Annotated in this window: 14 protein-coding genes and 1 pseudogene; 10 read left to right on the top strand and 5 right to left on the bottom strand. The window is 69.8% G+C overall.

Annotation, left to right across the window (positions count from 1 at the left end; all coding sequences use genetic code 11):
• The first annotated feature begins 86 nt into the window (after nucleotides 1-86).
• Genes VM306_RS19795 through truA form a run of 3 tightly spaced genes read left to right on the top strand, consistent with a single transcriptional unit; the run spans nucleotide 87 to nucleotide 2,626 of the window.
• Nucleotides 87-1,145, top strand: a complete 1,059-nt coding sequence (locus VM306_RS19795; protein ID WP_325517087.1) for a DNA-directed RNA polymerase subunit alpha — start codon at nucleotides 87-89, stop codon at nucleotides 1,143-1,145.
• Between the two features lie 51 nt (nucleotides 1,146-1,196).
• Nucleotides 1,197-1,772: a 50S ribosomal protein L17 gene (gene rplQ, locus VM306_RS19790; protein WP_325517085.1), complete on the top strand. Its 576-nt coding sequence runs from the start codon at nucleotides 1,197-1,199 to the stop codon at nucleotides 1,770-1,772.
• Nucleotides 1,773-1,831: 59 nt separating this feature from the next.
• On the top strand, nucleotides 1,832-2,626 hold the full coding sequence (gene truA / locus VM306_RS19785; protein WP_325517082.1) for a tRNA pseudouridine(38-40) synthase TruA: 795 nt from the start codon (nucleotides 1,832-1,834) through the stop codon (nucleotides 2,624-2,626).
• A gap of 681 nt (nucleotides 2,627-3,307) precedes the next feature.
• On the opposite strand, the gene VM306_RS19780 is transcribed toward truA, so the two are convergent.
• The 3 genes from VM306_RS19780 to eccE all read right to left on the bottom strand — a co-directional run bounded on the left by VM306_RS19780 (nucleotide 3,308) and on the right by eccE (nucleotide 7,188).
• Nucleotides 3,308-4,870 (bottom strand): S8 family peptidase, encoded by a 1,563-nt coding sequence (locus tag VM306_RS19780; RefSeq protein WP_325517080.1) that lies wholly within the window; start codon nucleotides 4,868-4,870, stop codon nucleotides 3,308-3,310.
• Between the two features lie 216 nt (nucleotides 4,871-5,086).
• Complete coding sequence (locus tag VM306_RS19775) at nucleotides 5,087-5,812, bottom strand: hypothetical protein (RefSeq protein WP_325517078.1); 726 nt, start codon at nucleotides 5,810-5,812, stop codon at nucleotides 5,087-5,089.
• Nucleotides 5,809-7,188 (bottom strand): type VII secretion protein EccE, encoded by a 1,380-nt coding sequence (eccE, locus tag VM306_RS19770; protein ID WP_325517076.1) that lies wholly within the window; start codon nucleotides 7,186-7,188, stop codon nucleotides 5,809-5,811. The genes VM306_RS19775 and eccE overlap by 4 nt, the downstream gene beginning before the upstream one ends.
• Nucleotides 7,189-7,305: 117 nt before the next feature.
• Here eccE and eccB point away from each other — a divergent pair, with 117 nt between their 5' ends.
• From eccB to VM306_RS19755, 3 genes are all read left to right on the top strand, one after another.
• On the top strand, nucleotides 7,306-8,916 hold the full coding sequence (gene eccB / locus VM306_RS19765) for a type VII secretion protein EccB (protein WP_325517074.1): 1,611 nt from the start codon (nucleotides 7,306-7,308) through the stop codon (nucleotides 8,914-8,916).
• 68 nt (nucleotides 8,917-8,984) lie between these two features.
• The gene (locus tag VM306_RS19760; protein ID WP_325517071.1) at nucleotides 8,985-9,314 is read left to right on the top strand and encodes a hypothetical protein; all 330 of its coding nucleotides are present in this window, start codon (nucleotides 8,985-8,987) and stop codon (nucleotides 9,312-9,314) included.
• Complete coding sequence (locus VM306_RS19755) at nucleotides 9,311-10,375, top strand: WXG100 family type VII secretion target (RefSeq protein ID WP_325517067.1); 1,065 nt, start codon at nucleotides 9,311-9,313, stop codon at nucleotides 10,373-10,375. Before VM306_RS19760 ends, VM306_RS19755 begins: the two co-directional genes overlap by 4 nt.
• Before the next feature lie 73 nt (nucleotides 10,376-10,448).
• Here VM306_RS19755 and mycP read toward each other — a convergent pair whose 3' ends face one another.
• A complete protein-coding gene (gene mycP / locus VM306_RS19750; protein WP_325517063.1) occupies nucleotides 10,449-11,867 on the bottom strand; it encodes a type VII secretion-associated serine protease mycosin in 1,419 nt (472 codons plus the stop codon).
• Nucleotides 11,864-13,267 carry a type VII secretion integral membrane protein EccD gene (gene eccD / locus VM306_RS19745; RefSeq protein WP_325517059.1) on the bottom strand — a complete coding sequence of 468 codons (1,404 nt, stop codon included), beginning with the start codon at nucleotides 13,265-13,267 and terminating at the stop codon, nucleotides 11,864-11,866. Before eccD ends, mycP begins: the two co-directional genes overlap by 4 nt.
• 232 nt (nucleotides 13,268-13,499) lie before the next feature.
• On the opposite strand from eccD, the gene eccCa reads away from it, so the two are divergent.
• The 4 genes and pseudogenes from eccCa (at nucleotide 13,500) to VM306_RS19730 (ending at nucleotide 23,448) form a co-directional block, all read left to right on the top strand.
• The gene (gene eccCa / locus VM306_RS19740; protein ID WP_325517057.1) at nucleotides 13,500-17,516 is read left to right on the top strand and encodes a type VII secretion protein EccCa; all 4,017 of its coding nucleotides are present in this window, start codon (nucleotides 13,500-13,502) and stop codon (nucleotides 17,514-17,516) included.
• 425 nt (nucleotides 17,517-17,941) lie between these two features.
• Nucleotides 17,942-20,653, top strand: coding sequence for an AfsR/SARP family transcriptional regulator (locus tag VM306_RS19735; protein WP_325517055.1), 2,712 nt, complete (start codon nucleotides 17,942-17,944; stop codon nucleotides 20,651-20,653).
• Nucleotides 20,654-20,783: 130 nt separating this feature from the next.
• Nucleotides 20,784-21,035, top strand: a pseudogene (locus tag VM306_RS41405) (AfsR/SARP family transcriptional regulator); the annotation flags it as partial.
• Nucleotides 21,036-21,225: 190 nt separating this feature from the next.
• Nucleotides 21,226-23,448, top strand: coding sequence for a BTAD domain-containing putative transcriptional regulator (locus tag VM306_RS19730; protein WP_325517052.1), 2,223 nt, complete (start codon nucleotides 21,226-21,228; stop codon nucleotides 23,446-23,448).
• Nucleotides 23,449-23,540 lie beyond the last annotated feature (92 nt).

Genomic DNA, 23,540 nt, shown 5'->3' with positions numbered 1-23,540 from the left:
TGTGCCGAGTGCGTTTGCCGGTCTCCGCGACTGGCTGTTGTTGACGGCGTCAAATAGCGGGCGTCGTTGTAGAAAGGTTGAACCCAGTGCTGATTTCCCAGCGCCCCTCGCTCGCCGAGGAAGCGGTCTCCGAGACCCGTTCACGGTTCGTCATCGAACCGCTGGAGCCGGGCTTCGGCTACACGCTCGGCAACTCGATCCGCCGCACGCTGCTCTCGTCGATCCCCGGTGCTGCTGTCACGAGCATCCGCATCGACGGCGTGCTGCACGAGTTCACCACGGTTCCCGGGGTGAAGGAGGACGTCACCGACGTCATCCTGAACCTGAAGGAGCTCGTCGTCTCGTCCGAGGAGGACGAGCCGGTGACCATGTACCTGCGCAAGCAGGGCCCCGGTGTGGTGACCGCGGGCGACATCGTGCCTCCGGCCGGTGTCACCGTGCACAACCCCGACCTGCACATCGCCACCCTGAACGGCAAGGGCAAGCTGGAGATCGAGCTCGTCGTCGAGCGCGGTCGCGGCTACGTCCCGGCTGTCCAGAACAAGCAGGCGGGCGCCGAGATCGGCCGCATCCCCGTTGACTCGATCTACTCGCCGGTTCTCAAGGTGACGTACAAGGTCGAGGCCACTCGTGTCGAGCAGCGTACGGACTTCGACAAGCTGATCCTCGACGTGGAGAGCAAGCCCTCGATCACCCCGAGGGACGCGGTCGCCTCCGCGGGCAAGACCCTGGTTGAGCTGTTCGGCCTCGCTCGCGAGCTGAACATCGACGCCGAGGGCATCGAGATCGGCCCGTCGCCGGCCGAGGCTGACACCATCGCCGCGTTCGCGATGCCTATCGAGGACCTGGACCTCACCGTCCGGTCCTACAACTGCTTGAAGCGGGAAGGCATCCACACCGTCGGCGAGCTCGTGTCGCGCAGCGAGGCGGACCTGCTGGACATCCGCAACTTCGGTGCGAAGTCGATCGACGAGGTCAAGATGAAGCTCGTCGGCCTCGGCCTCGCGCTGAAGGACTCGCCTCCTGGGTTCGACCCGTCCGCCGCCGCGTCGGACTACCACGCCGGTGACTCCGGCTGGGGTGCCGGTGCCGGTCTGGACCCGCACGACGACGGCCAGGACTACGCGGAGACCGAGCAGCTCTGACGCTCTGATCCAGAGCTAGAGGATCTCTTTTAGTAACTACAGGAGCAAGCGATGCCCACCCCTACCAAGGGCCCCCGGCTCGGTGGGTCTCCGGCGCACGAGCGGCTGCTGCTCGCCAACCTGGCGACGGCGCTGTTCCAGCACGGCCGGATCAAGACCACTGAGGCCAAGGCGAAGCGGCTGCGTCCGTACGCCGAGAAGATCATCAGCAAGGCGAAGGCCGGCGACCTGCACAACCGCCGCGAGATCATGAAGGTGATCCGCGACAAGGACGTCGTGCACAAGCTGATCGCCGAGATCGGTCCGTTCTTCAGCGACCGCTCCGGTGGCTACACCCGCATCACCAAGACGCTGGCGCGCAAGGGCGACAACGCCCCCATGGCCATCATCGAGCTGGTGCAGCAGAAGCTCGTCTCCACCGAGGCCGAGGCTGCGCGCAAGACCAAGTTCGCCAAGGACGAGAAGCCGGCCGAGACCGCCGTCGTCGACCAGGACGCCGAGGCGCCCGAGTCCGCGACGAAGGACGCTGCCGCCGATCCCGCCGAGGGCGCTGTCGAGGTCGACGGCGAGCCGTCGGCCGAGGACGTCGAGGCGGAAGAGGCCAAGGACAAGAAGGACCAGTCCTGAGCGGTTCTCCTGCTGACGAGCCCGTCGTTCCCGGTTCCGGGGGCGGCGGGCTCGTTCGTGTGCGCCTGGACCTCGGTTACGACGGAACCGAGTTCTCCGGCTGGGCGCGTCAGCCTTCCCGTCGGACCGTGTGCGGCGTCCTCGAGGACACCATGTCGATGGTGCTGCGCGAGGACGTCGTCCTGACCGTGGCGGGGCGCACCGATGCCGGGGTGCACGCTTCCGGTCAGGTGGCCCACGTCGATCTGCCGTCGTCCGCGGACGTTCCTGGGCTTGCTCGTCGGTTGGCCCGGGTTCTGCCTGCTGATGTGCGGGTGTTCTCGGCTCGGGTCGTGCCTGCTGCCTTTGACGCCCGGTTTTCTGCCTTGCGGCGGCATTACGAGTACCGGGTTGCGGATGCTGATTTTGGGGCGCATCCGTTGCGGCGGCTGGACACGCTTGCTTGGCCTCGTCCGTTGTCTGTTTCCTCGATGAACGCTGCTGCTGCCCTTTTGTTGGGGGAGCATGATTTTTGTGCTTTTTGCAAGCGGCGTGACGGGGCTACTACTATTCGTGAGCTGCAGCGGATTGAGTTTGTTCGGTCTTCGGATGATGGGGTTGTCACGGCGTTCGTTTCCGCTGATGCCTTTTGTCATTCGATGGTTCGGTCGCTGATCGGGGCTTTGCTCGCTGTGGGGGAGGGGCGGAAGGCTGTTGAGTGGCCTTCTTCTCTTTTGGCTCTCACTGGGCGGGCCAGTGGGGTTGCTGTGGCCCCTGCTCATGGGTTGTGCTTGGTTCGGGTGGATTTTCCGGCTGATGACGAGTTGGGGGCTCGGGCTGAGGTCACTCGGCGGGTTCGGACTTTGTCTTCTTGAGGTTTGTCGTTCTTTTTGCTGTCGCTGGGGCGCTGCCCCAGACCCGTCAGCTGATCAAGGACCCGCCAGCGCCTTGGGTGGGTTGATGGCACGCCTGTTTGTGTTGGGCGGCTTGCTGTTTGGTTGGTTGTTGCTGTTGGCGTGACAGGACCACCCCCCAGGCGGCTTTGTGAAAGGCGGCTCGCCTGCGGCTTCGCGGGCGGGCTCGGCTTCACCATCGCGGGCGGGCTCGCCATCGCGCCATCGCGCCTGCGGCTTCGCGGGAGTGTCAGACCTCGTCTGTACGTTGGGTCGCGGGGGAGCCGAAATCCAAGGGGACCCTTGCGTGAGCGTGCCCTGAGGCGCCTGACTGCACCCCTGCCGCGCCCTCAGTGCCCGCCCGGCCTCACCTACGCCTAGCGGCGCCTCACCCGCGCTCTGTGCGCCTTACCGCGCTGCTGGCCTCACCCCGCGCCTTACCGCGCTGTTGGTCTCACCCGTGCCCTGCCGAGCCTTACCGCGTCCGGGCCCTGCCCACCCGTCGCGTCGCTCGACATGCCGCCACAGCTCATCTCGGCGTTCGCGTTCGCGTCCTGCGGTCTCCTCCACTCGTCTCGCCCCTGCCTGCCTGTCTGTGGCCCGCGCCGCAAAGGGAGGAGCCCCCGGCCACTGGCCGGGGGCTCCGAGGGGTGGCGGAGTGGATCAGATGTCGAGCGTCCACGAGTCGATGTGGCCCGTGTCCTGGCGGTACAGGTCGCGCACTCGCAGCTGCCAGGTGCCGTTGGCGTCCTCAGCGGACACGTTCACCGGGTAGGTGGCCTTCAGGTCGTCGGCGCTGTCGTTGCCGTTGCCCACCTTCAGGAGCTTCACGGTGCCCGAGGGGGCGATCAGGGCCAGTTCCAGGTCGCCCCGGTAGGTGTGCTTGATGTCCACGCTCACCGAGGCCGTGGCGCTGGCCTTGCCCAGGCAGTCGGCGATGGTGATGGACGAGGTCACCGAGGAGGCGTCCGGGATGGCGGTGTCGGTGTCGTTCGTTGCCGTCGGGCACTGGCCGGGCGGGTTGCCGGGGGCCGTGCCGGTGATGTGCAGGAGCTTGTTCGGGGAGCCGGTGCCGGGGTTGGTGACCACGTCGCTCGTGGCGTTCTCCACCAGGGCGTCGCGGACTTCCTGCGGGGTCGCGGTGGGGGACGAGCCCAGGTAGACGGCTGCGGCGCCCACCACGTGCGGGGTGGCCATCGAGGTGCCGCTGATGGTGTTGGTGGCCTCGTCGTTCGTCAGCCAGGCGCTGGTGATGTCGCGGCCAGGGGCGAAGATGTCGAGGCAGGTGCCCAGGTTCGAGAACGACGAGCGGGCGTCGGTGCGGTCGGTCGAGCCGACCGTGATGGCGTTCGGGGTGCGGGCCGGGGAGGTGTTGCAGGCGTTGCCGCCGCTGTCGTTGCCCGCGGCGAGGCCGTAGGTGACGCCTGCCGCGATGGAGCGCGTCACGGCGTCGTCGACGGTCTGGTTGGCGCCGCCGCCGAGGGACATGTTGGCCACCGCGGGCTTGTTGGCCGGGTTGTTGGTCACCTGTTCGGTGACCCAGTCGATGCCCGCGATGACGCCCGCGAAGGTGCCGGAGCCCGCGCAGTTCAGGACTCGGACGCCGACCAGCTTCACGTCCTTGGCCACGCCGTACTTCGTGCCGCCGACGGTGCCCGCGACGTGGGTTCCGTGGCCGGCGCAGTCGGTGGCGTCGTCATCGTTGTCAACGGTGTCGCGACCGGAGACCGCGCGGCCGCCGAAGTCGCTGTGGCTGAAGCGGATGCCGGTGTCGATGATGTACGCGGTGACGCCCGCGCCGCGGTTCGGGTAGGTGTAGCTGTCGTCCAGCGGGAGCGCTCGCTGGTCGATGCGGTCGAGGCCCCAGGACGGGGTCGGGGCCTGCGTCTCCGTCAGGTGGACCTCACCGTCCTGCTCGACGTAGGCGACGGAAGGGTCTGCTGCCAGGCGCTTGGCCTGGGTTTCGGACATCTGCGCCGAGAAACCGCGCAAAGCGGACTTGTACGTGTGCTTGACCGTCGCGCTGTACTTGGCGCTGAGGGTCTCCACGCTGCTCGTGCTCACGTCCTTCAGCACGACGATGTAGTTGTCCTTGACCGCGTTGGACGCACCGAGGTTGCGAATCTCCCCCTCGGGCGCAGCGGTGGCGGAGACGGACGACAGGACGAGCGCAGTGCCCGCCACCAGTCCGATTCCGGCCGCTCGTCTGGCCCACGATTCTCCCATAGCAGCAAGCTCCCTCGTCGCAGGGTTGTGCAGTGAGAGTTTTCTTAGTGGCGCGGACTGATTGGCCACAAGACGGTCCACGAAATTGCCTTCCAATGGCGAATCAACAGATTTGACCGCGATGTGAATTAGTTGGTTCCGCTGATCTATGGACAAAACAATTGCGCCCCGAACGATGAACCGTCCGGGGCGCAGTTTCGACTATTCCGTTGAGCCCTAATCGCCTCGGCGCACTGCTCCGAGGATCTGCTGCTCGGCCGGGGTCGTGTACAGGCGCAGGTGCGCCCACATGTCCTGGCCCATGGCGATGACCTGGTCGTCCTTCAGCTGCGTCAGCTGCTGGAACATCTGCGGGCGCAGGCGCCACATCTGGCCCGCGAGCTGCGCCTGGCCCATCGGGAGGCGCTGCAGCAGCACGAGATCCGCGTTGTTCGCCGTCGACGAGGCCTGCGGGTGCAGGTACGGCAGGACGTACATCGTGGTCTGCCACGGCGCGCGCGGCGGGAAGAGCTCCTGCGGGACGTGGCCGCCGTCGTGGATGACGAGCAGCGGCATGTCCTCGGTCGGGCGCGGGAGGTCCGCCGGGGACAGGCGGCGCAGCTGCACCAGTTGGGACGGGCGGCCGTCGGGGCCCTGGCCCGCGGCGCGCACCACCGGCTGCCACGCCTGGGGACGGCCGGTCGCGATGATGATCCACGCGCCGGTCGCCATGGCGCGCAACGCGATCTGGCGGGCCAGGTACAGGCCGCCCACGACCACCATGCGGGTCGGCGTGGGCCGCAGCACGGACACGCTGAGCGGTTCGCCCTTCGTGCCCTGGCCGAGCATCATGCCGCCGCGGTCGCCGCTGGGGCTGACCAGGTCGAGCATGTTCGGCGTCACCAGGAACTCCGGTGCCACCGCCCCGCGGCCGCGGGTGTCGAGCAGACGGGACGAGCTCATGCCACACCTCCCAGCGGCAGCGTCGCGGCGAGGCCGGCGAGCTGCATGCCCTTCAACGGGGTCAGCGTGATGTCGAGCTTGTCGCTGAGCTTCGACAGCTGGTCGTCCGCGCGGTCGAGCTCGCTCGGGGTGCGGGCGCTCACCCGCACCAGACCGCGCAGCGAGACCTGGCCGTCCTCGCGCGACGGTGAGATGGACATCGCCAGCGTCGACGAGAGGGCGCGCACGCCGGTCAGCGAGTTCAGGCTGCCCTTGAGGCCCTTCGACGGCCAGCCGGTGATCGCGTAGCTCGCGTGCCCGACGCCACCCGCGGTGACGCCCGACCACTTCTCGCGCAGCGACACGGGGTTCGTGTTGCCGACGGCGGCCGTCAGCTCGGCCGACGAGATCGCCGCGCGCAGCAGCTCGTCCGAGTCGAGCGGCCGGATCGTCACGCCGGCGGACTCCAGGGCGTTGCGGACGCGGGACAACGCGCCGATCAGCGCCCGGTGCGCGCCGACGACGCCGCCGCCGCGCTCCCGGATCGCCTCGCCGCAGCGGCGCGGGTCGAGCCGGACCGTGATCCACGTGGTGCGCCTGGCCGCCGCGGGCAGCGGGCCGAGCACCTCCATGTACGAGCTGATGGCCGGCGAGTTCGGCGGAAGCGCCGCGCTGCCGGGGTAGCAGTGCCAGATCACGGTGATCGCGTCCAGCACGACCCCGCGGTCCTCCAGGCACGGTGCGAGCGCTCCCAGGGGCAGCGACGGCGCCGTGCCGATCGCGGAGATCAGCGGCGGGGTCGGGTCGACGAGCAGCACCGCGGTCCACACGCCGTCGTGCCACGACAGCGCGAGCGGGCGGCGTTCGTGGTCGACGCCCTTGGCGATCACCAGGTCCGGGATCGCGAGGCGCAGCAACGCGACGCGCGGGTCTTCGGGGCCGAGCACCGGCAGCTCGTCGTCACCCGGCTTGGACTCCGAGGGGTCCATGCGCTTCGCGGTGCGGGTGTGCGACCGGAAGTTGTAGCGCAGCCGGACGCCGATCCACTGGGTGAGCCAGCGGCCGCGGCGGCGGGTGAACGCGAGGACCAGTGCGATGAACAGCACACCGCCGGCTATTGAGACGGAGACGACGTTCAGCGCGCCGGAAGGCTCTTTCACGCCCATCAACGTGAGCACGAGGAGTGCGATGGCGAGGCCGACCTCGATCGTGACTACGTTCGAGACGGGCAAGGAGCCGATGCTGACGTTCGCCGTCCTGCGGCGGACGCGCCCGACCGGACGAGGAGGCGCGGGTGCCTGCTGGCCAGGACCCCCTGGAGCCCCAGGACCCCCTGGACCCTGCGGCCGTGCCGTCCCTGGGTTGGGCCGGGGCGGATGTGGAGTGGTCACGGACATCCGTTGTGGTCTCTTTCCCCTCGACGGTCGGTGGGCTTGGCGAACCGGCCCACGAAGCAACCTGCGTCCGGCTATCCTGCCGAACCGTACCGCGACTGGGAGAGCAGCGAGCCGAGAATGGCATCAACACCCACCACCAAGTCACAGGTCCAGGCCTACCAATTCGTCCTGCGGCGGATGCAGTCCGCTCTGGTCCGCAGAGACGCGGTGATGCTGCATGACCCCATGCGCAACCACTCGCGGGCGACAGCGGTCGGTGTTGTCCTGGGCGTAGTCGGTCTGCTCGGCTTCCTCGTGTTCGGGCTCTTCAAGCCGGCGCCGAAGCTGGACGACCAGACGCAGATCGCCATCAGCAAGGAGACCGGCCAGGTCTACGTCGTGGACGCGTCGCCGAAGCGGCTGATCCCGATGACGAACCTGGCGTCGGCCCGGCTGCTCTGGTTCTCGCGCAACAGCCCCGACCAGCAGTCCGGCGGCGGCGACGCGCCGGGCGGCACGGCGGGCACCGCGCAGGGCGCCGCCGGGGGTGAGCCGAAGCTCGTGAGCGAGGCCGCGCTCGCGAACCTGCCGCGCGGCAGGCTCACCGGTCTGCCGGACGCGCCGGACGTGCTGCCGAAGCCGAACCTGCGGATCGACGCGCAGTGGTCCGTCTGCGACACGCTCGACCTGGACGAGTTCCGCGAGAACCAGGCGGCGGAGAACCAGATCAAGACCTCCGTGATCGCCGGTGTCAGCGGCGGCAACCCCGACCTCGGCGACGAGGCCGTGCTGGTGCAGCAGCGCACGGGCGCCAAGAAGGCGTACCTGATCTACAAGAAGCCGAACAGCCTGCGCGACATCTCGTCGTCCACGGTCCGCGCCGAGGTGGACCTCAAGGACGACAAGGTGATGAACGCCCTCAAGCTCAAGGGCAAGCAGCCGCGCGCGATCAGCACCGCGCTGCTCAACGCCATCCCCGAGGTCGCCCCGCTGGTCGCGCCGAAGATCCAGGACCTGGGCAAGCAGGCCACCTACGTCACCGAGACGCGGGTGAACATCGGCGAGGTCGTCGAGGTGAGCCTGACCAACACCGCGCAGTTCATGGTGGCGCTCCCCGACGGTTTCCAGGACGTCGACCAGACCGTCGGCGACCTGCTGCGCTTCGCGTACTCGAACGCCAAGAAGCCGATCCAGCTCTCGCCGAGCGCCGTCTCCGGCAACAAGAACCCGAAGAACCCGCTGACGCTCGACTCCTACCCGGCGAAGATCCCCACCACGCTCGAGGCGAACGCCAACAACACCGTGGTGTGCCTGGGCTGGAAGGCCGAGAACTTCACCGAGCAGAACAAGGCCGAGCACACCTCGGTGACGATCGGCTCGAAGCTGCCCGGCCCCAAGGAGATGACCCCGGTCGCCCTGAACGCGGCCGGTGCGGCCGGCGAGATCATCGACCAGTTCATGATGCTGCCGGGCAAGGCCGCCGTCGTGCGGGCGAGCCAGGGCAAGGGCGACTTCGGGACCGGTCCGGTGCAGGTCGTCACGGGCCGCGGTGTCCGCTACGGCGTCCCGGACGCCGCCACCGCGGCGGCGCTGGGCCTCGACGGGACCTTCCCGCCGGCACCGAACCAGATCCTGAGCCTGCTGCCGATGGGGCCGCAGCTCAACAAGAACGAGGCGAACCGCAGCTACGACGCGATCCAGACGTCCAGCGGCTCGATCCAGGACCCGCAGGCCGTTCAGCAGAAGTAGCGGAACCGGTCCGGGTGCGTCACCGTCGAATCGGGACGAAACGCACCCGGACCTGTTGGGGGAACACCGTGGCCGGTCGGATATCCGTCGATCCGGAGTGGTTGGAGCAGTACGCCGACCGGATCGACGGCACGACGGACGATCTGAGGCGCGTGCGGGACGCCATGAGGGTGTCCCCGCTGCGCCCGCGGTCGTTCGGCGAGATCGGCAGAACCGTCGGCACGGCCCAGGCCTACGCGCGTGCGGCGGAGCTGCTCAACTCGCAGCTCGCCCGCGCCTGCGACACGCTCGACGCGGCCGCCAGGGGCCTGCACGCCGTCGCGGAGCAGCACGGCGGCCAGGACGAGGAGAGCCTGCGGCTCATCAACAGGGCCGACCGCGGCAGGGGGACCTCGTGACGGCCGAGGACGGCAGGCAGATCGCGGCCGAGGTCGGCCCCGAGCTCGACTACCTCTCGCGGGTGAGCCGCAAGCTCGGTGTCGTGGACCTCGTGCACGACTTCTTCGACCCGCTCGTGGGCGACTGGGACGACCTGCGCGAGGAAGCCGGACGCTGGCGCAAGGCCGCGAAGGTGACCGAGGCGGTCACGGTGCACATCGCGGCACCTCTGGGCGGCGTCGACGCGCGGTGGGAGGGCAAGGACGCCGACGCGTTCCTCGACCACATGCGCAAGGTGGGTCTCGCGGGCGGCGACATGTCCGACGCGATGAACGCGATGGCGGACGCGCTGGAGGAGACCGCCGAGGCCGTTCGCGACATCGTGCGGGACATGGCGCACGTGCTCGCCGACGCCGCGGACTCGGTGTCCGGCACGGCCTCGTTGCCCCTGGAGGGCGACCAGCGGGCCGTCAGGCACATCGAGGAGATCAAGGACCCGGTGCGCGAGCTGCACGAGTCCGCGCGGCAGGTGATGGAGGCGTTCCTCCGGCTGTGCGACGGGGTGTCCGGTGAGGACGACGGCTTCGACGCCGTGCGGATGGAGCACCGGTACCCCGAGAAGGACTGGACGTACGCGGCGCCCGCGAAGCCCGAGGTGAAGGTGCCGGAACCGGCCAGGGCGTCGGCGACGGCCCCCGCGGGCACGGGTGGCGGCTCTTCGGGTGGTGGAACTCCGGCCGGTGGAGGCGGCGGTGTCGGTTCGGTCGCCGCTCCGGCTGCTGCCGCCGCGACGCCGACGCCGATGCAGTTCGGAGGCGCCACAGGCGTCGCTGAGCAACCTCCGGCCGCGCAGCAGGGTGCCGGGACCGCTCCGGCCGCCGCGGCCGCCGGTGGACGTCCTGGCGGCGCTCCCGGCGGGATGATGGGCGGCATGCCGATGATGGGCGGCATGATGGGCGGTGGTGGTCAGCAGGGCGGCGACAAGGAGCACAAGCCGCGGCAACGGCTGACCGGCTCGATCGACGACCTGCTCGGCAAACCCAAGAAGGCCGCGCCGAAGACCATCGGTGACGACGACTGAAAATCTTGGCAGACAACGTGGACGGGCCCCGCCGGTTGAGTTCCGGCGGGGCCCGTCCACGTTGTTCGGCGCTCTAGGCGGGCGTGCGGCGCCTGCGGTTGAGCGAGTTGCGGATGACCAGCGTCAGCATCAGCAGCGCGCCACCGATGCCGATGCCGCTCAGCGCCACGATGATGGGCGGCCAGTCGAGCCCCGGCGGCGGGGTGACGGAGGTGGTCAGCTCCTTCGGCTGCGCCTTCTGGAAACCGGGCGACTCGGCTGGCAGCACCGCGGTGAGCGCCGCGACCGGGTTGACCATGCCGAAGCCGGTCTTGTTGTCCTTGCCGGAGGTGTTGCCGGGGTGCAGGGCGGTGGCCTTGAGGCGGTCCATCACCTGGCGCGCCTTGAGGTCCGGGAACCGCTGGCGCACCAGCGCGGTGATGCCGGCGACGTACGGGGACGCGAAGCTCGTGCCCTTGATGTCCTGCACGCCGTTCGCCGTCACGTTCGCGTTCGTCAGGCCGGTGCCCTTGGGGTCGACGGAGATGATCTCCTCGCCGGGCGCCGCGATGCTGACCCACGGGCCCCAGATGCTGAAGTCGGAGACCGCGCCGGAGCGGCCGATCGACGCCACGGACAGCACGTCGTCGGCGAACCACGCGGGCGACGAGACCGAGTTGACGTTGGTCGGGTCCAGGTTGTCGTTCTGCTTGCCGCAGCCCGTCCCCTGGTCACCCTTGTTGCCGGCCGCGGTGACGATCACCACGTCCTTGACGTCGACCGCGTACCTGATCGCGGCCTGCAGCTTCTGGTCGTCGGAGCTGAAGCCCTTGGGAGCGTTGCAGTTGGTCAGCGAGATGTTGACGACCTTGGCGCCCTGGTCGGCCGAGCGGACGATGGCCTGGGCCAGCGTGCCGACCTTGCCGGCCGACGTGCGCTTCTCGGGGTTGTTCGCGTCGCCGCCGAACTCGAAGCGGTCGCTGGTCTGCCGGATCGCGAGGATCGTCGCCTCCGGTGCGGCGCCGACGAAGTCGCCCTCGGTCTTGGCCGCCGCCGCGACGCCCGCCACCTCGGTGCCGTGGCCGTCGCAGTCGTCCGTGCCGTTCTTGTTGCCGTCGACGTACTCGCCGATTCCCTGGACCCGGCCGCCGAAGCGCGGGTTGCGGGGGTCGACGCCCGTGTCGATGATCGCGATCTTGATGCCCTTGCCGGTCGCGAACCTGTGGGCCTGCTCCAGGTTCAGCTGGACCTGGCCCCACGGCTTGGTCTCGATCAGCTCGCTCTTGGTGTCGGACTCGACGCAGCCCTTGTTGGTGCGCTTGTACGTCACGTCCGGCCTGCCCTCGTCCTTCGGGGGCGGGGTGCCGGGCGGGAGGTCCGGCGGCACCGAGTTCGGGCGGGCCGAGGCCGGTGTGGACGACGACGGCTGCGCGGAAGCCTGGGGAAGCGCTCCCGTCAGCAGCAGCAGTCCGGCGGTCGCTGCCGCCGCGGTGCGCCTGATGCCGGACCTCATAGCGAGATCAGGCCCCTGAACACCGAGTACATGTCCATCACGGCCAGTGCCAGCGGCACGACCGCGGCGATGAGGATCGCCTCGATGATGTCGACGGTGCGGCGCAGCGGCGGCGAGAACTTCTGGCCGGGGAAGACGACGCCGAGCACCAGCGCGGCGGCGCCGAGCAGCAGCAGCGCGCCGAAGACGAACGCGATGCGGTTGAACGGGGACGACAGGATCAGCCAGCCGAGCAGGATGCCCGCGCTCGCGACCATGCCGGTCGACAGCAGGGCCACGGCCTGCGCGCCGTTGGCGTAGGCGCGGCCGCGCATCATCAGCACGATCGCGACGACGATGCCGTAGACCGGGCCCCAGATCGTGTCGGCGGACGCGGCGACGATGGCGGCCAGCGCCGCGACCGTGCCGGTGCCGATGATCATGCCGGTCAGGTACTCGTGCGCCACGGCCGTGCGGCGCTCGATGACCGCGTACTCCGGGAAGCCAGTGTCCTCCTTGAGGTCCTCGGCGTTCGTCGGCACGACGGGCGGCGGGATCTTGGCCAGCTGCAGCGTGAGCCTGGGCAGCAGCGACAGCGCGCCGAGCGCGACCGCGCCGGTCGCGGCGGCCACACCGGGCAGCGGGTGCTCGACGAACGTCGCGACGAGGAACGCGAGCGACACGAACGTGCCGGCCGTGGCCGCGGCGATGAACACCGTGATGCCGTGGCCGATCAGCAGGATGCCGCCCCACGCGAAGATCATCAGCAACGCCGAGGCGAGCAGCATCTTCGGGGTGAAGCCGACGCCGGGCACCGCGTGGTAGCCCGCGACGAACGCCATCGGCAGCGAACCGCACGCGGCGATCAGCACACCCGTCGAAGCCGCCGAGTACGCCCGCGCGATGGTCGCGCCCGCGGCCAGCATGGCGACCGCGCCGACACCGCCGGCGATGGCGGCGGCCAGACCGCTGCCCGCGCCATCGGCCGTGAGCGGGCCGGACAGGAACAGCGCCACCGCGGCCGCGATGAGCGCGAGCGCGCCGGCGATGTGGCCGAACCGCTGCGCGGTCTCCTTGGTCCACGGCCGGAACGAGTCCGGGTCGGACTCCGCGATCGCGTCGACGACGTCGTCGTACAACGGCGGCGGCGGGTTCTCGTTGCGGCGCCGCAGCTGCAGCAGCTCGCCGTCGACGACGCCGAGCGAGGCGAGCGTGCGCGCCGGGTCGAGAGGGCTGTCGCCGAGCTTGGCGAGGCACCAGCCGCCGTGCCTGACCCCACCGTCCGGAGTGGCCTCTCTCGCCATGTCGAGCAGCATCGGCAGGAGATCGGCCACCGCCACGTCGGCAGGCAGCGCGACGTCGATACGCGTCCGAGGTGCCACCACCGTGACACGGCTGAACACCGTCGTACCGGTCGCCACCAGGGCCCCCTAAGTAAGATCTGCGTTGCGAACTCTTGGCCCGACCCTATTGGTCCACCTGGGCGGTCGCCGGGCGGCCCTAGTATGGCCGCACCGACGCCTCTTGCACGTGTGGTTCGCGGAACACGTCCGGCTGGGTTTTTTACCCGACCCACCTTCGTGACGCGCGCGGATGCGCAATAGTGTCGGTTGCTACCGGTGGCGTATCAAGAGTCGAAGAGGTGCCTGTCAGTTGAGCACGCTGCAGTTCAAGCGAACGGCACGCCTTGCTGCTCCCCGGCCTCCCGGCGGCGAGGTCCACCTCGAGCCGCCACCAGAGGTCCCCCGGATCATCCCCGGCAACATCATGATGAAGGCGATGCCCGTCGTGATGATCATCGCGTCCGCGGGCATGATGGGCATGATGGTCTTCCTCGCGCCGCGGCAGCCCGCGGCGATGATCATGCCGGGCATGATGATGATCTCGACCATCGGCATGATGGCGAGCGGCATGGGGTCCGGCAAGGGCCAGAAGAAAGCCGAGATGAACGAGGACCGCAAGGACTACCTGCGGTACCTCGGCCAGATGCGCGACCGCGCCCGCGAGGCCGCCGACGAGCAGCGCGCCGAGCGCGAGTGGGTGCACCCCGACCCGCAGATGCTGTGGTCGCTCGCCACCACCCGGCGCATGTGGGAACGCCGTCAGAACGACCCCGACTTCTGCCACCTCCGCGCGGGGCGCGGCTCGCAGCGCCTCGCCACCCGCCTGGTGCCGCCGCAGACCGGACCGGTCGAGGAGCTGGAGCCGATCGCGACCCTGGCGCTGCGCCGGTTCGTGCGCGCCCACTCGCTCGTGCCCGACCTGCCGATCTCGATCGCGCTGCGCGGGTTCGCCGCGGTCGGCCTGCTCGGCGAGATGGAGGACCGCCGCGACCTCGCGCGCGCCCTGCTCGCCCAGCTCGTCACGTTCCACGCCCCGGACGACCTGCTGATCGCGGTCGTCAGCGCGGGCCGCACCAAGCAGCTGTGGGAGTGGGTGAAGTGGCTGCCGCACGCCCAGCACCCCACCGACATCGACGGCATCGGCCAGCGCCGCATGATGGCGAACTCGCTCGCCGAGATCGAGGCGATGCTGGACGAGAACCTGCGCGACCGGCAGCGGTTCACCCGCAACGCCCCGCCACCGCCCGACCAGCCGCACATCGTGATCGTCATCGACGACGGCGACATCAGCCGTGAAGAGATGATCATCCTCGAGGAGGGCCTGGTCGGCGTCACGCTGCTCGACCTGAGCGAGTGCCTGGGCAACCTGACGGCCCGGCGCGGCCTGCGCCTCGTCGTCGAGAACAACCAGCTCGGCGCCCGTTCCGCGAGCGGTGTCGAGTGGTTCGGCGCGCCCGACCGCCTGTCGGTCATCGAGGCGGAGGCACTGGCCCGCAGGCTCTCCCCGTACCGCATGGGCGCCGCCGGCGAGGCCGGTGGCGACAGCGGCGAGGACCCGTTGGCGATGACCAACAACCCGCCGATCCTCGAGTTCATGGGCATCCCCGGCGACCCGATCACGTTCGACGTGCAGCAGGCGTGGCGGCCCCGCCCCAAGCGCGACCGCTACCGCATCCCGTTCGGCATCGGCGAGCACGGCCAGGCGGTCGAGCTCGACATCAAGGAGGCGGCCGAGGACGGCATGGGCCCCCACGGCCTGTGCATCGGCGCCACCGGTTCCGGCAAGTCCGAGTTCCTCCGCACCCTGGTGCTGGGCCTGCTGGCCTCGCACTCGTCGACGGCGCTCAACATGATCCTCGTCGACTTCAAGGGTGGTGCGACGTTCCTCGGCCTGGACAAGGCCCCGCACGTCGCCGCGACGATCACCAACCTGGCGGGCGACCTCACCCTGGTCGACCGCATGAAGGACGCCATCGCCGGCGAGGTGTCGCGCCGCCAGGAGGTCCTGGCGAAGGGCAACTACAAGAACGTCTGGGACTACGAGAAGGCCCGTGAGAACGGCGCCCAGCTCGACCCGCTGCCCGCGCTCTTCATCTGCATCGACGAGTTCTCCGAGATGCTGACGGCGAAGCCGGACTTCATCGACATCTTCCTCCAGATCGGTCGTGTCGGCCGGTCGCTGCAGATGCACATGCTCCTCGCGTCGCAGCGGCTCGAGGAGGGCAAGCTGCGCGGTCTGGACACGTTCCTCTCGTACCGGATCGGTCTGAAGACGTTCAACGCGGCCGAGTCCCGCGCGGCGATCGGCGTGCCGGACGCCTACGAGCTGCCGCCGATCCCGGGCTCCGGCTACCTCAGCGTGCAGGGCATGCCGCTGACCAGGTTCAAGGCGCTCTACGTCTCGGGCACCTACCGCCCGTCGGGCATGCAGTCCGCCGGTGAGTCGGTGGCGGTGCGCAGCGACAAGCGTCCGCGGTTCTTCGTGCCGGACTTCATCGAGATCCCGAAGGAGCCGGAACGGCCGCTCGAGCCGGTCCCGGTCGCGGCCGCGCCGGTCAAGGAGGACGCGAACGAGCCGACGCAGCTCGAGCTCATCGTCGACCGCCTCGTCGGCCAGGGCCCGCCCGCGCACGAGGTGTGGCTGCCGCCGCTCAACGAGCCGCCGACGATGGACACGATGCTGCCGCCGCTCGACGTGACGCCGGACCGCGGTCTCACGTCACCGGGCTACCCGGCGAACGGCACGCTGCAGATCCCGGTCGGCGTGGTCGACAAGCCGTTCGAGCAGCGCCGCGACCTGCTGTGGGCGGACTTCTCCGGTGCCGCCGGCCACGGCGCGGTCGTCGGTGGCCCGCAGTCGGGCAAGTCGACGCTGCTCAGGACGATCATCGCGTCGATGTCGCTGACGCACACGCCGGAGGAGGCGCAGTTCTACTGCATCGACCTCGGTGGTGGCACGCTCGCGTCGATGGAGGACATGCCGCACGTCGGCGGGTTCGCCGGTCGTCTCGACGTCGACAAGGTCCGCCGCATGGTGGCCGAGCTGCAGACCCTGATCACCGAACGCGAGCTGCGGTGGCGCGATCAGCGCATCGACTCGATGGGCGAGTTCCGCAACCGCAGGCGCCGCGGTGAGATCAGGGACGACAACTTCGGTGACGCGTTCCTGGTCGTGGACGGCTGGATGAACTTCCGCCAGGAGTTCGAGATGGTCGAGCCGCAGGTCCAGGCGATCGCGGCGCAGGGCCTGTCCTACGGCGTGCACGTGATCGTCGCCGCCAACCGGTGGGCGGAGATCCGGCCCGCGATGAAGGACCTCCTCGGCACGCGGTTCGAGCTGCGCCTCGGTGACCCGAGCGAGTCCGAGATCGACCGTAAGGTCGCCGTCAACGTGCCGCCCGGCCGTCCCGGCCGCGGTCTCACCGGTGACAAGCTGCACTTCCTCACCGGTCTGCCGCGCATCGACACCTCGCAGGACCCGACGACCATCTCGTCGGGCGTGCAGGACCTCAGCCTCAAGCTCAACCAGTCCTGGCAGGGCCCGCGCGCCCCGCAGGTCCGGATGCTGCCCGACCTGCTCGACTACGGGCAGTTCATGGCGCAGGTCCAGCAGTCCAACCCGAACCGCGGCCACCTGGTCCCGGTCGGCGTCAACGAGGACGAGCTCGCGCCGGTCTACATGGACTTCGACGCGGACCCGCACTTCTTCACGCTGGCCGACGGCGAGTCCGGCAAGACGAACATGTTGCGCACGATCATCCGCGGCATCATGACCAGCTACACCTCGTCCGAGGCGCTGATCCTGCTCGCGGACTACCGCCGCACCCTGCTCGGCTTCATCGACACGGACCACCTGCTGAGCTACGCCGTGTCGGGCGCCCAGCTCACGCAGAACGTCCAGGAGGTCAAGGGCTCGCTGACCAAGCGCATGCCCGGCCCGGACGTCACGCAGGAGCAGCTGCGCAACCGCTCCTGGTGGACCGGTCCCGAGGTGTTCATCATCGTGGACGACTACGACCTCGTGGCACCGCAGGGCGCGGCCAACCCGCTGCAGCCCCTGGCCGAGTTCATCCCGCAGGCCAAGGACGTCGGTCTGCACGTCATCCTGGCCCGCCGCATGGGTGGCGCGTCCCGGGCGATGTACGACCCGGTGCTCGGCAAGCTGAAGGAGATCTCGGCGCCGCTGTTCGTCGGTTCCGGTTCGAAGGAGGAGGGCAACATCGTCGGCAACCTCAAGCCGTCGCCGCAGCCTCCCGGCCGGGGCACGATGGTGACCCGCAAGCACGGTCAGCAGCGCATGCAGTTCGCCTGGATCTCGCCCGAGTAGTCCCGGCTTCACGACTTCGTGGGTGGTCCCGCCTTCCGGCGGGGCCACCCACGCGTCGTTTTCCCTTCCGGGCGAAGAAAAAGGGCCCGCGACCGGAGTCGCGGGCCCACAACCGAACAGCAGGGGACTGTCCGGTTCCCCCCATGACCGGGTCCGTCCTGACCGAACCCACTGGGGAGGGTCGGCCGGGAAGGGGTACGACGACCGCGACACCCCCCAAACTCCTGTGCCACCGTCGTCTTCCGGCTGATCAGTACTCTGCCCGGTCGCGCTCACACTTCGGTCACACAACCGAGTCCGCGTCCCCGCGCGTGCAAAAGCCGGTCCCACGGCAGTGAAGAGGGAGGTGACTGCGGTGGGACCGGCCGACCCTAGGGTGGTGGATCAGCCTCACACTTCGGTCACACGTCATTGGAAGGGGGAGCGTGCCTGCCGAGTACCGCGTTCTCGGGCCGCTCGAGGTGCTGCGGGACGGCGTCGCGGTGGCGGTGCCCGCCGGGCGGTGCCGGGTGCTGCTGGCCACGTTGCTGTTGCGCCCCAACCAGTTCATGTCCGTCGACGAGCTGGTGGAACGGGTGTGGGGCGGCGCGCCACCGACCGCGGACCGGGCGGACAAGACGTTGCAGATGGTCGTCGCCCGCCTGCGTCAGGCGTTGGGCCCGGCGAACTGCGTGCAGACCTCCAGCGGTGGCTACCGCGCCTCGGTCGACGCGTCGACCCTCGACCTCCTGCGGTTCCGCTCACTGGTCGCCACCGGTGACTTCGCTGCCGCGGTGAGGTTGTGGCGCGGCCCGATGCTCTCGGACGTCCGGTCCGACGCCCTGCACCAGCACGACGTGCCGCCGGTGGTCGAGGAGCGGCTGCTGGCGCTGGAACGACGCATCGCCGCCGACCTGGAGGCGGGCCGAGCCGCTGACCTCGTGGCCGAACTGCGCGGGCTGACCGCAGAACACCAGTTCCGGGAAGTGTTCTGGGGCCAGCTGATGATGGCGCTCGCGCAGTCGGGTCAGCAGGCGGCGGCGCTGACCGTGTACCAGGACGTCCGCGCGCTGCTGTCCGACGAACTGGGCGTAGATCCCGGCGCGGAACTGCGGGCCGTGCATCACCAGGTGCTCTCCGGTTCGGTGCGGGTGCGCGGTCCCGTACCCCGCCAACTGCCGACGGCCGTACCACGCTTCGTCGGACGTACCTCGGAGCTCACGGGCCTGACCGATCTCGTGCGCGATGAGCTGGTAGTCGCTGCGATCACCGGCACCGCGGGCGTCGGCAAAACGACCTTGGCCGTGCACTGGGCGCGTGGCGTCGCCGACCGCTTCCCGGACGGCCAGCTCTACGTGAACCTGCGCGGCTTCGACCGTCACCGCGATCCGATGGCGCCCGGCGACGCGCTGAGCCGCTTCCTCGAAGCACTGGGAATCGCCCCTGAACGAATCCCCGCCGACCTCGATGCCGCCGCGGCGCTGTACCGCAGCCTCGTCGCGGACCGCCGGATGCTGGTGGTGCTGGACAACGCCCGCGACGCCGAGCACGTGCGTCCGTTGCTACCGGGGCCTTCTCACTGCCTGGTGCTGATCACCAGCCGCGACCGCCTCACCGGCCTGGTCGTCAACGAGGGCATGCGGCAACTGGCGCTGGACGTGCTGAGCCACGCCGAGGCCCACGCCCTGCTGGTCAGCCGCCTCGGCGCGGATCGGGTGGGCGTCGAGGCGGCTGACCTGATCAGGTGGTGCGGCGGTCTGCCCCTGGCACTGGCGATCGTGACGGCCCGAGCAGCGCAGTCCCCGAAACTGCCGCTGTCGGCACTGGCGGCGGAGCTGGCCGACGAACGCACCCGCCTCGACACCCTGGACACCGGCGACGCGGCCACCAGCGTCCGCACGGTCTTCCAGTGGTCGTACCAGCAGCTCAGCGCGCCGGCGGCCCGGATGTTCCGGCTGATCGGGGTGCATCCCGGCCCGGACATCACCGTCGCGGCGGCCGCGAGCCTCGCCGGGTGGTCCGTGGACGAGGCGCGCGAGTGCGTGCGGGAGCTGGCGCGGGCGAACCTGCTGGTGGAGCACGTTCCAGGCCGGTTCACGTCCCACGACCTGTTGCGCGTGTACGCGGCGGATCGTGCCGCGGCGGAGGAGACGTCCGAGTCGCGAGCCGAGGCTCGAACGCGCATGTTCGACCATTACGTTCACACGCTCGCCTGGATCGACCGTGAGTACAACTGGGGAGAGCGGCGCGTCGAGGGTTTTCCCGATCCTCGGGTCGGGTCGGAGACGTTCGACAGCCAGCCGGCGTCAGCCGAGTGGTTCGATTCGGAACGGGCAGTGCTCCGCGCCCTCGTCGCACTCGCGGATCGGCATGGCCTGGACCGCTACAGCTGGCAGCTCCCGTGGTTCGCCGCTCCCCAGATCGACTGGTTCGGCACCTGGCCGGACTGGCTCGACTCGATGGGACGTGGTGCACAGGCCGCCACCCGCGTCGGCGAGCGGCGCGTGGCCGCGAAGCTCCTGTTCCTGCAGGCGTTCGGCTATGGGAGGCAGGGGAATTATGAGCGCGGCATCGAACTGTTCGAAGACAGCAGCCGGGCTTTCCGGGTGCTGGGTGTGGTCGACGAGCAGGTACGGGCTCAGAGCGGTGTCGCCTGGATCCTGGGGATGCTGAACCGCCCGCACGAGTCGCTGGAGGTCGCACGGCGGGCACTGGAACTGCAGCGCAGTGAACCGGACGCCGATCCCGATCGGGTGGCTATGGCGCTCTACCAGGTCGCGTTCGCGCTGGTCGAAGCCGGCCGGTACCAGGAAGGCCTTGAGCGCCTCGCCGAGTGGGATGCGCTAAACCGGGTGCACGAGCTGAGCCCCGGCTCCCTGGGGCAGACGGCAGTCACCCGATCCCGGGCGCTGATCGGGCTTGGGCGAACCGGTGGTGTGGTCGAAATGCTGCATCGCGCGCTCGGCTGGTTCGGCCAGATGGGCGGGCTGATGGATCGAGCGGCCACGCACGAGGTGCTCGGCGACGCGCACCACGAGCTCGGAGAACTCACCGAGGCGCGCCGCTGGTGGACCGAGTCGCTCGCCTACTACGAATCGCGCCGGCATCCTCACGCGGAGCAGCTGCGGGCCAAGCTCGCCGCCCTGCCAGAAAACTGACGAACGGTGCTGGTGGCCCCCCAGGAGCTTTGCCACCAGCACCGCTCGAAAGCAACTGTGCACCACCCCGCTCACACTTCGCTCACACCGTGATCACACCCGTTTGAACTGGTCGCGACCTGGGGGACGTGTGCGAGCCGAGTACCGCGTGCTGGGGCCGTTGGAGGTACTGCTCGACGGCGAACCGGTGGCCGTACCCGCCGGCCGGTGCCACGCGCTGCTCGCGGTCCTGCTGCTGCGCCCCAACCAGTACGTTCCGGTCGACGGGCTGGTCGACCGCGTGTGGGACGGCGAACCGCCCACGGCCGACCGCGCCCACAAGACGTTGCAGCAGATCGTGCGCAGGCTGCGGGTAGCGCTGGGTGACGCGGACTGCGTGCGCACGAAGGCAGGCGGCTACCAGGCGACGGTCGAACCGGACCAGCTCGACCTGCTGAGGTTCCGCGCACTGGCCGGCTCCGGTGACTTCGGTGCCGCGTCGGCGTTGTGGCGGGGACCGGTGCTCGGCAACGTGCGGTCGGAGCGGCTGCACCGCGAGGACGTGCCGCAGCTGGTGAATCGAGCGCCTCGCGGTGCTCGAACGGCGGATCGAGGCCGACCTGGACCGCGGGTTGGCGGGCGAGTTGGTGGCCGAGCTGCGGTCGCTGGTCGCCGACCACCCGCTGCGGGAGTCGTTCTGGCAGCACCTGATGCTCGCGCTGTACCGGTCGGGCCAGCAGGCCGAGGCGCTCAGCGCGTACCAGGACATCAGGAAGAAGCTCGCCGAGGAGCTGGGCGTCGATCCCGGCCAGGCCCTTCGGGAACTGCACCAGCGGATCCTTCGTGCGGAGGTCGTTCCCGGCCGTCGTCAGGTACCGCGTCAGCTGCCACGCGGGGTCCGGAACTTCGTCGGCCGGGAGGAAGAGCTCGGGCTCCTGGACAAGCCGACCGGCATCACGGTCGTGCACGGCGTCGGTGGTGTGGGCAAGACCGCGCTGGTCCTGCGGTGGGCGCAGGAGTCACGCGAGAGCTTTCCCGACGGTGACCTCCACGTGAACCTGCGCGGGTTCGATCCCGAGGCGCGGCCGGTGGATCCCGTTGCCGCGGCCGAAGTTCTGCTCGTCGGGCTGGGAGTGGACGACGTCCCCGTCGCCGCCGAGGCGCGGTTCGCGTTGTCGCGCACGACCTTGGCGGACCGGCGGCTGCTGCTGGTGCTGGACAACGCCGCCTCGGTGAGCCAAGTCCTCCCGCTGTTGCCCGGTGCCGCCGGTGTGCGAGTGGTGATCACGAGCCGCAACCAGCTCCGAGCCCTCGTCTCGCGGCACGACGCGACGACGATCGGCTTGCGGCAGCTGGAGTTCGAGGCGGCGCGGTCGTTGCTCGCCGCGGTGCTCGGGGACGCGCGGCTCGACGTCGAGCCGGACGCGGCGCGGGAGATCGTCGAGCGGTGCGCGGGACTGCCGTTGGCGCTGCGGGTCTTCGCCGAACGGGTGTCGCGGTTCCCGGACACGTCGCTGTGCGAGTTCGTCGCGGAGCTGGACAACGCGAGGCTTGATGCGTTGAGCGACTTCGACGACGTGGACGTGCGGGCGGTCTTCTCGTGGTCGTACCGCGCGCTCGACCCCGAGGCCGCCAGGATTTTCCGGCTGCTCTCGGTCCACCCGGGAACCGATCTGGACGTCGGTGCGGCGGCCGCTCTGGCCGGCGTGACCGTCGCCTGGGCCCGCCGCCTGCTGGAGCGGCTCGTTGCCGACCACCTGGTGCAGTCGCGCTCACCTGGCCGTTACGACCTCCACGACCTGGTGAAGGCCTACGCGACGGAGTTGTGCGGTGACGACGAGCTGGCCGCATTGCGCTTGACGGAGTGGTACGTCCACACGCTGCAGAACGCGGCGGGCATGCACCCGTCCAAGCAGACGTTGCGGGCCGGGGATCTGACGACCGCTGTCGTCCCGCGAACGTTCACCAGCCGGTTCGACGCGCTCGCCTGGTGCCGCAACGAGTGGGACAACCTCAGCGCGGTGATGTACGCCGCTCTCCACCGCGGCTGGGGCGCACTGGCACAGGTCATCCCCGCGCACGTCCGCACCCACAGCCTGGTCGAACGGATCCGCTTCCACGAGCTGGTCGCGATGTTCGAGGCGGTGCAGGGCTTCGGGTCCCCGCGCGAACAGGGACTGAGCAGGGTGAAGCTGGCCGCGCAGTACGTCGACGTCAAGCGGTACGAGGACGCGCTGCGCGAGTTCGAGGCCGGACTGCCGCTCGTGCGCGCGGCGGGGGAGCGGCTCGCGGAGGTGTCCGCCCTGAACAACATGAGGATCGCGCTCCTCTCCCAGGGCCGCAGGGAGGAGTCGCTCGAGGTCAACCACCGCACGCTCGAGCTGGCGGTCGAGATCGGCGACCTGACCATGGAGGCCATCTGCGCCGCCAACATCGTCGGGTCGCTCAACGACCTCCGCCGCTACCCCGAGGCGAGTGAGCGAGCACGCGTCGCCATGCGGAAGCTCGGCGACGAGTACCTCGAGGCCCGGCTGGACAACTTCGTCGGTCCCGCGCTGGCCGAGGTGGGCAGGTTCGACGAAGGACTGGCCGTGACGGAGCGGTGCGTGGAGGGCTTGCGCAAGTTCTCGGACGCACGCTCACCGGTCTCGACGCTGGAGGACGACCTGGCCGTGCTGCTGTTCCGGATGGGACGGCACGACGACGCCGTGCGGGCCTGGGAGGAGGCGCTGGAGGTGGCCTTGTCGGCGGGGAACCCGCGAGCCGCCGGGCTGGAGACCAAGCTCGCCCTCGTGCGCGGACCTGGGCCCGAGTGAGGCGAGTGCCGCAGCGAGCCGCACTTCGCGGGACGAAACGCGGACCTGGCCGGGCTCGGCACCGCCGGTCCTGCGGCCGTGATGATCGGCGG

Source organism: Lentzea sp., from assembly GCF_035525475.1.
Lineage (GTDB): Bacteria > Actinomycetota > Actinomycetes > Mycobacteriales > Pseudonocardiaceae > Lentzea.
Note: the sequence above shows the minus strand (reverse complement) of the source record. Positions and strands in the feature narration are given on the sequence as shown.

What these genes read in the sequence shown, in the direction of transcription:
- rplQ (WP_325517085.1), top strand. Translation starts at nt 1,197, where the DNA reads ATGCCCACCCCTACCAAGGGCCCCCGGCTCGGTGGGTCTCCGGCGCAC.
- VM306_RS19780 (WP_325517080.1), bottom strand. Translation starts at nt 4,870, where the DNA reads ATGGGAGAATCGTGGGCCAGACGAGCGGCCGGAATCGGACTGGTGGCG.
- eccE (WP_325517076.1), bottom strand. Translation starts at nt 7,188, where the DNA reads ATGTCCGTGACCACTCCACATCCGCCCCGGCCCAACCCAGGGACGGCA.
- VM306_RS19775 (WP_325517078.1), bottom strand. Translation starts at nt 5,812, where the DNA reads ATGAGCTCGTCCCGTCTGCTCGACACCCGCGGCCGCGGGGCGGTGGCA.
- mycP (WP_325517063.1), bottom strand. Translation starts at nt 11,867, where the DNA reads ATGAGGTCCGGCATCAGGCGCACCGCGGCGGCAGCGACCGCCGGACTG.
- eccB (WP_325517074.1), top strand. Translation starts at nt 7,306, where the DNA reads ATGGCATCAACACCCACCACCAAGTCACAGGTCCAGGCCTACCAATTC.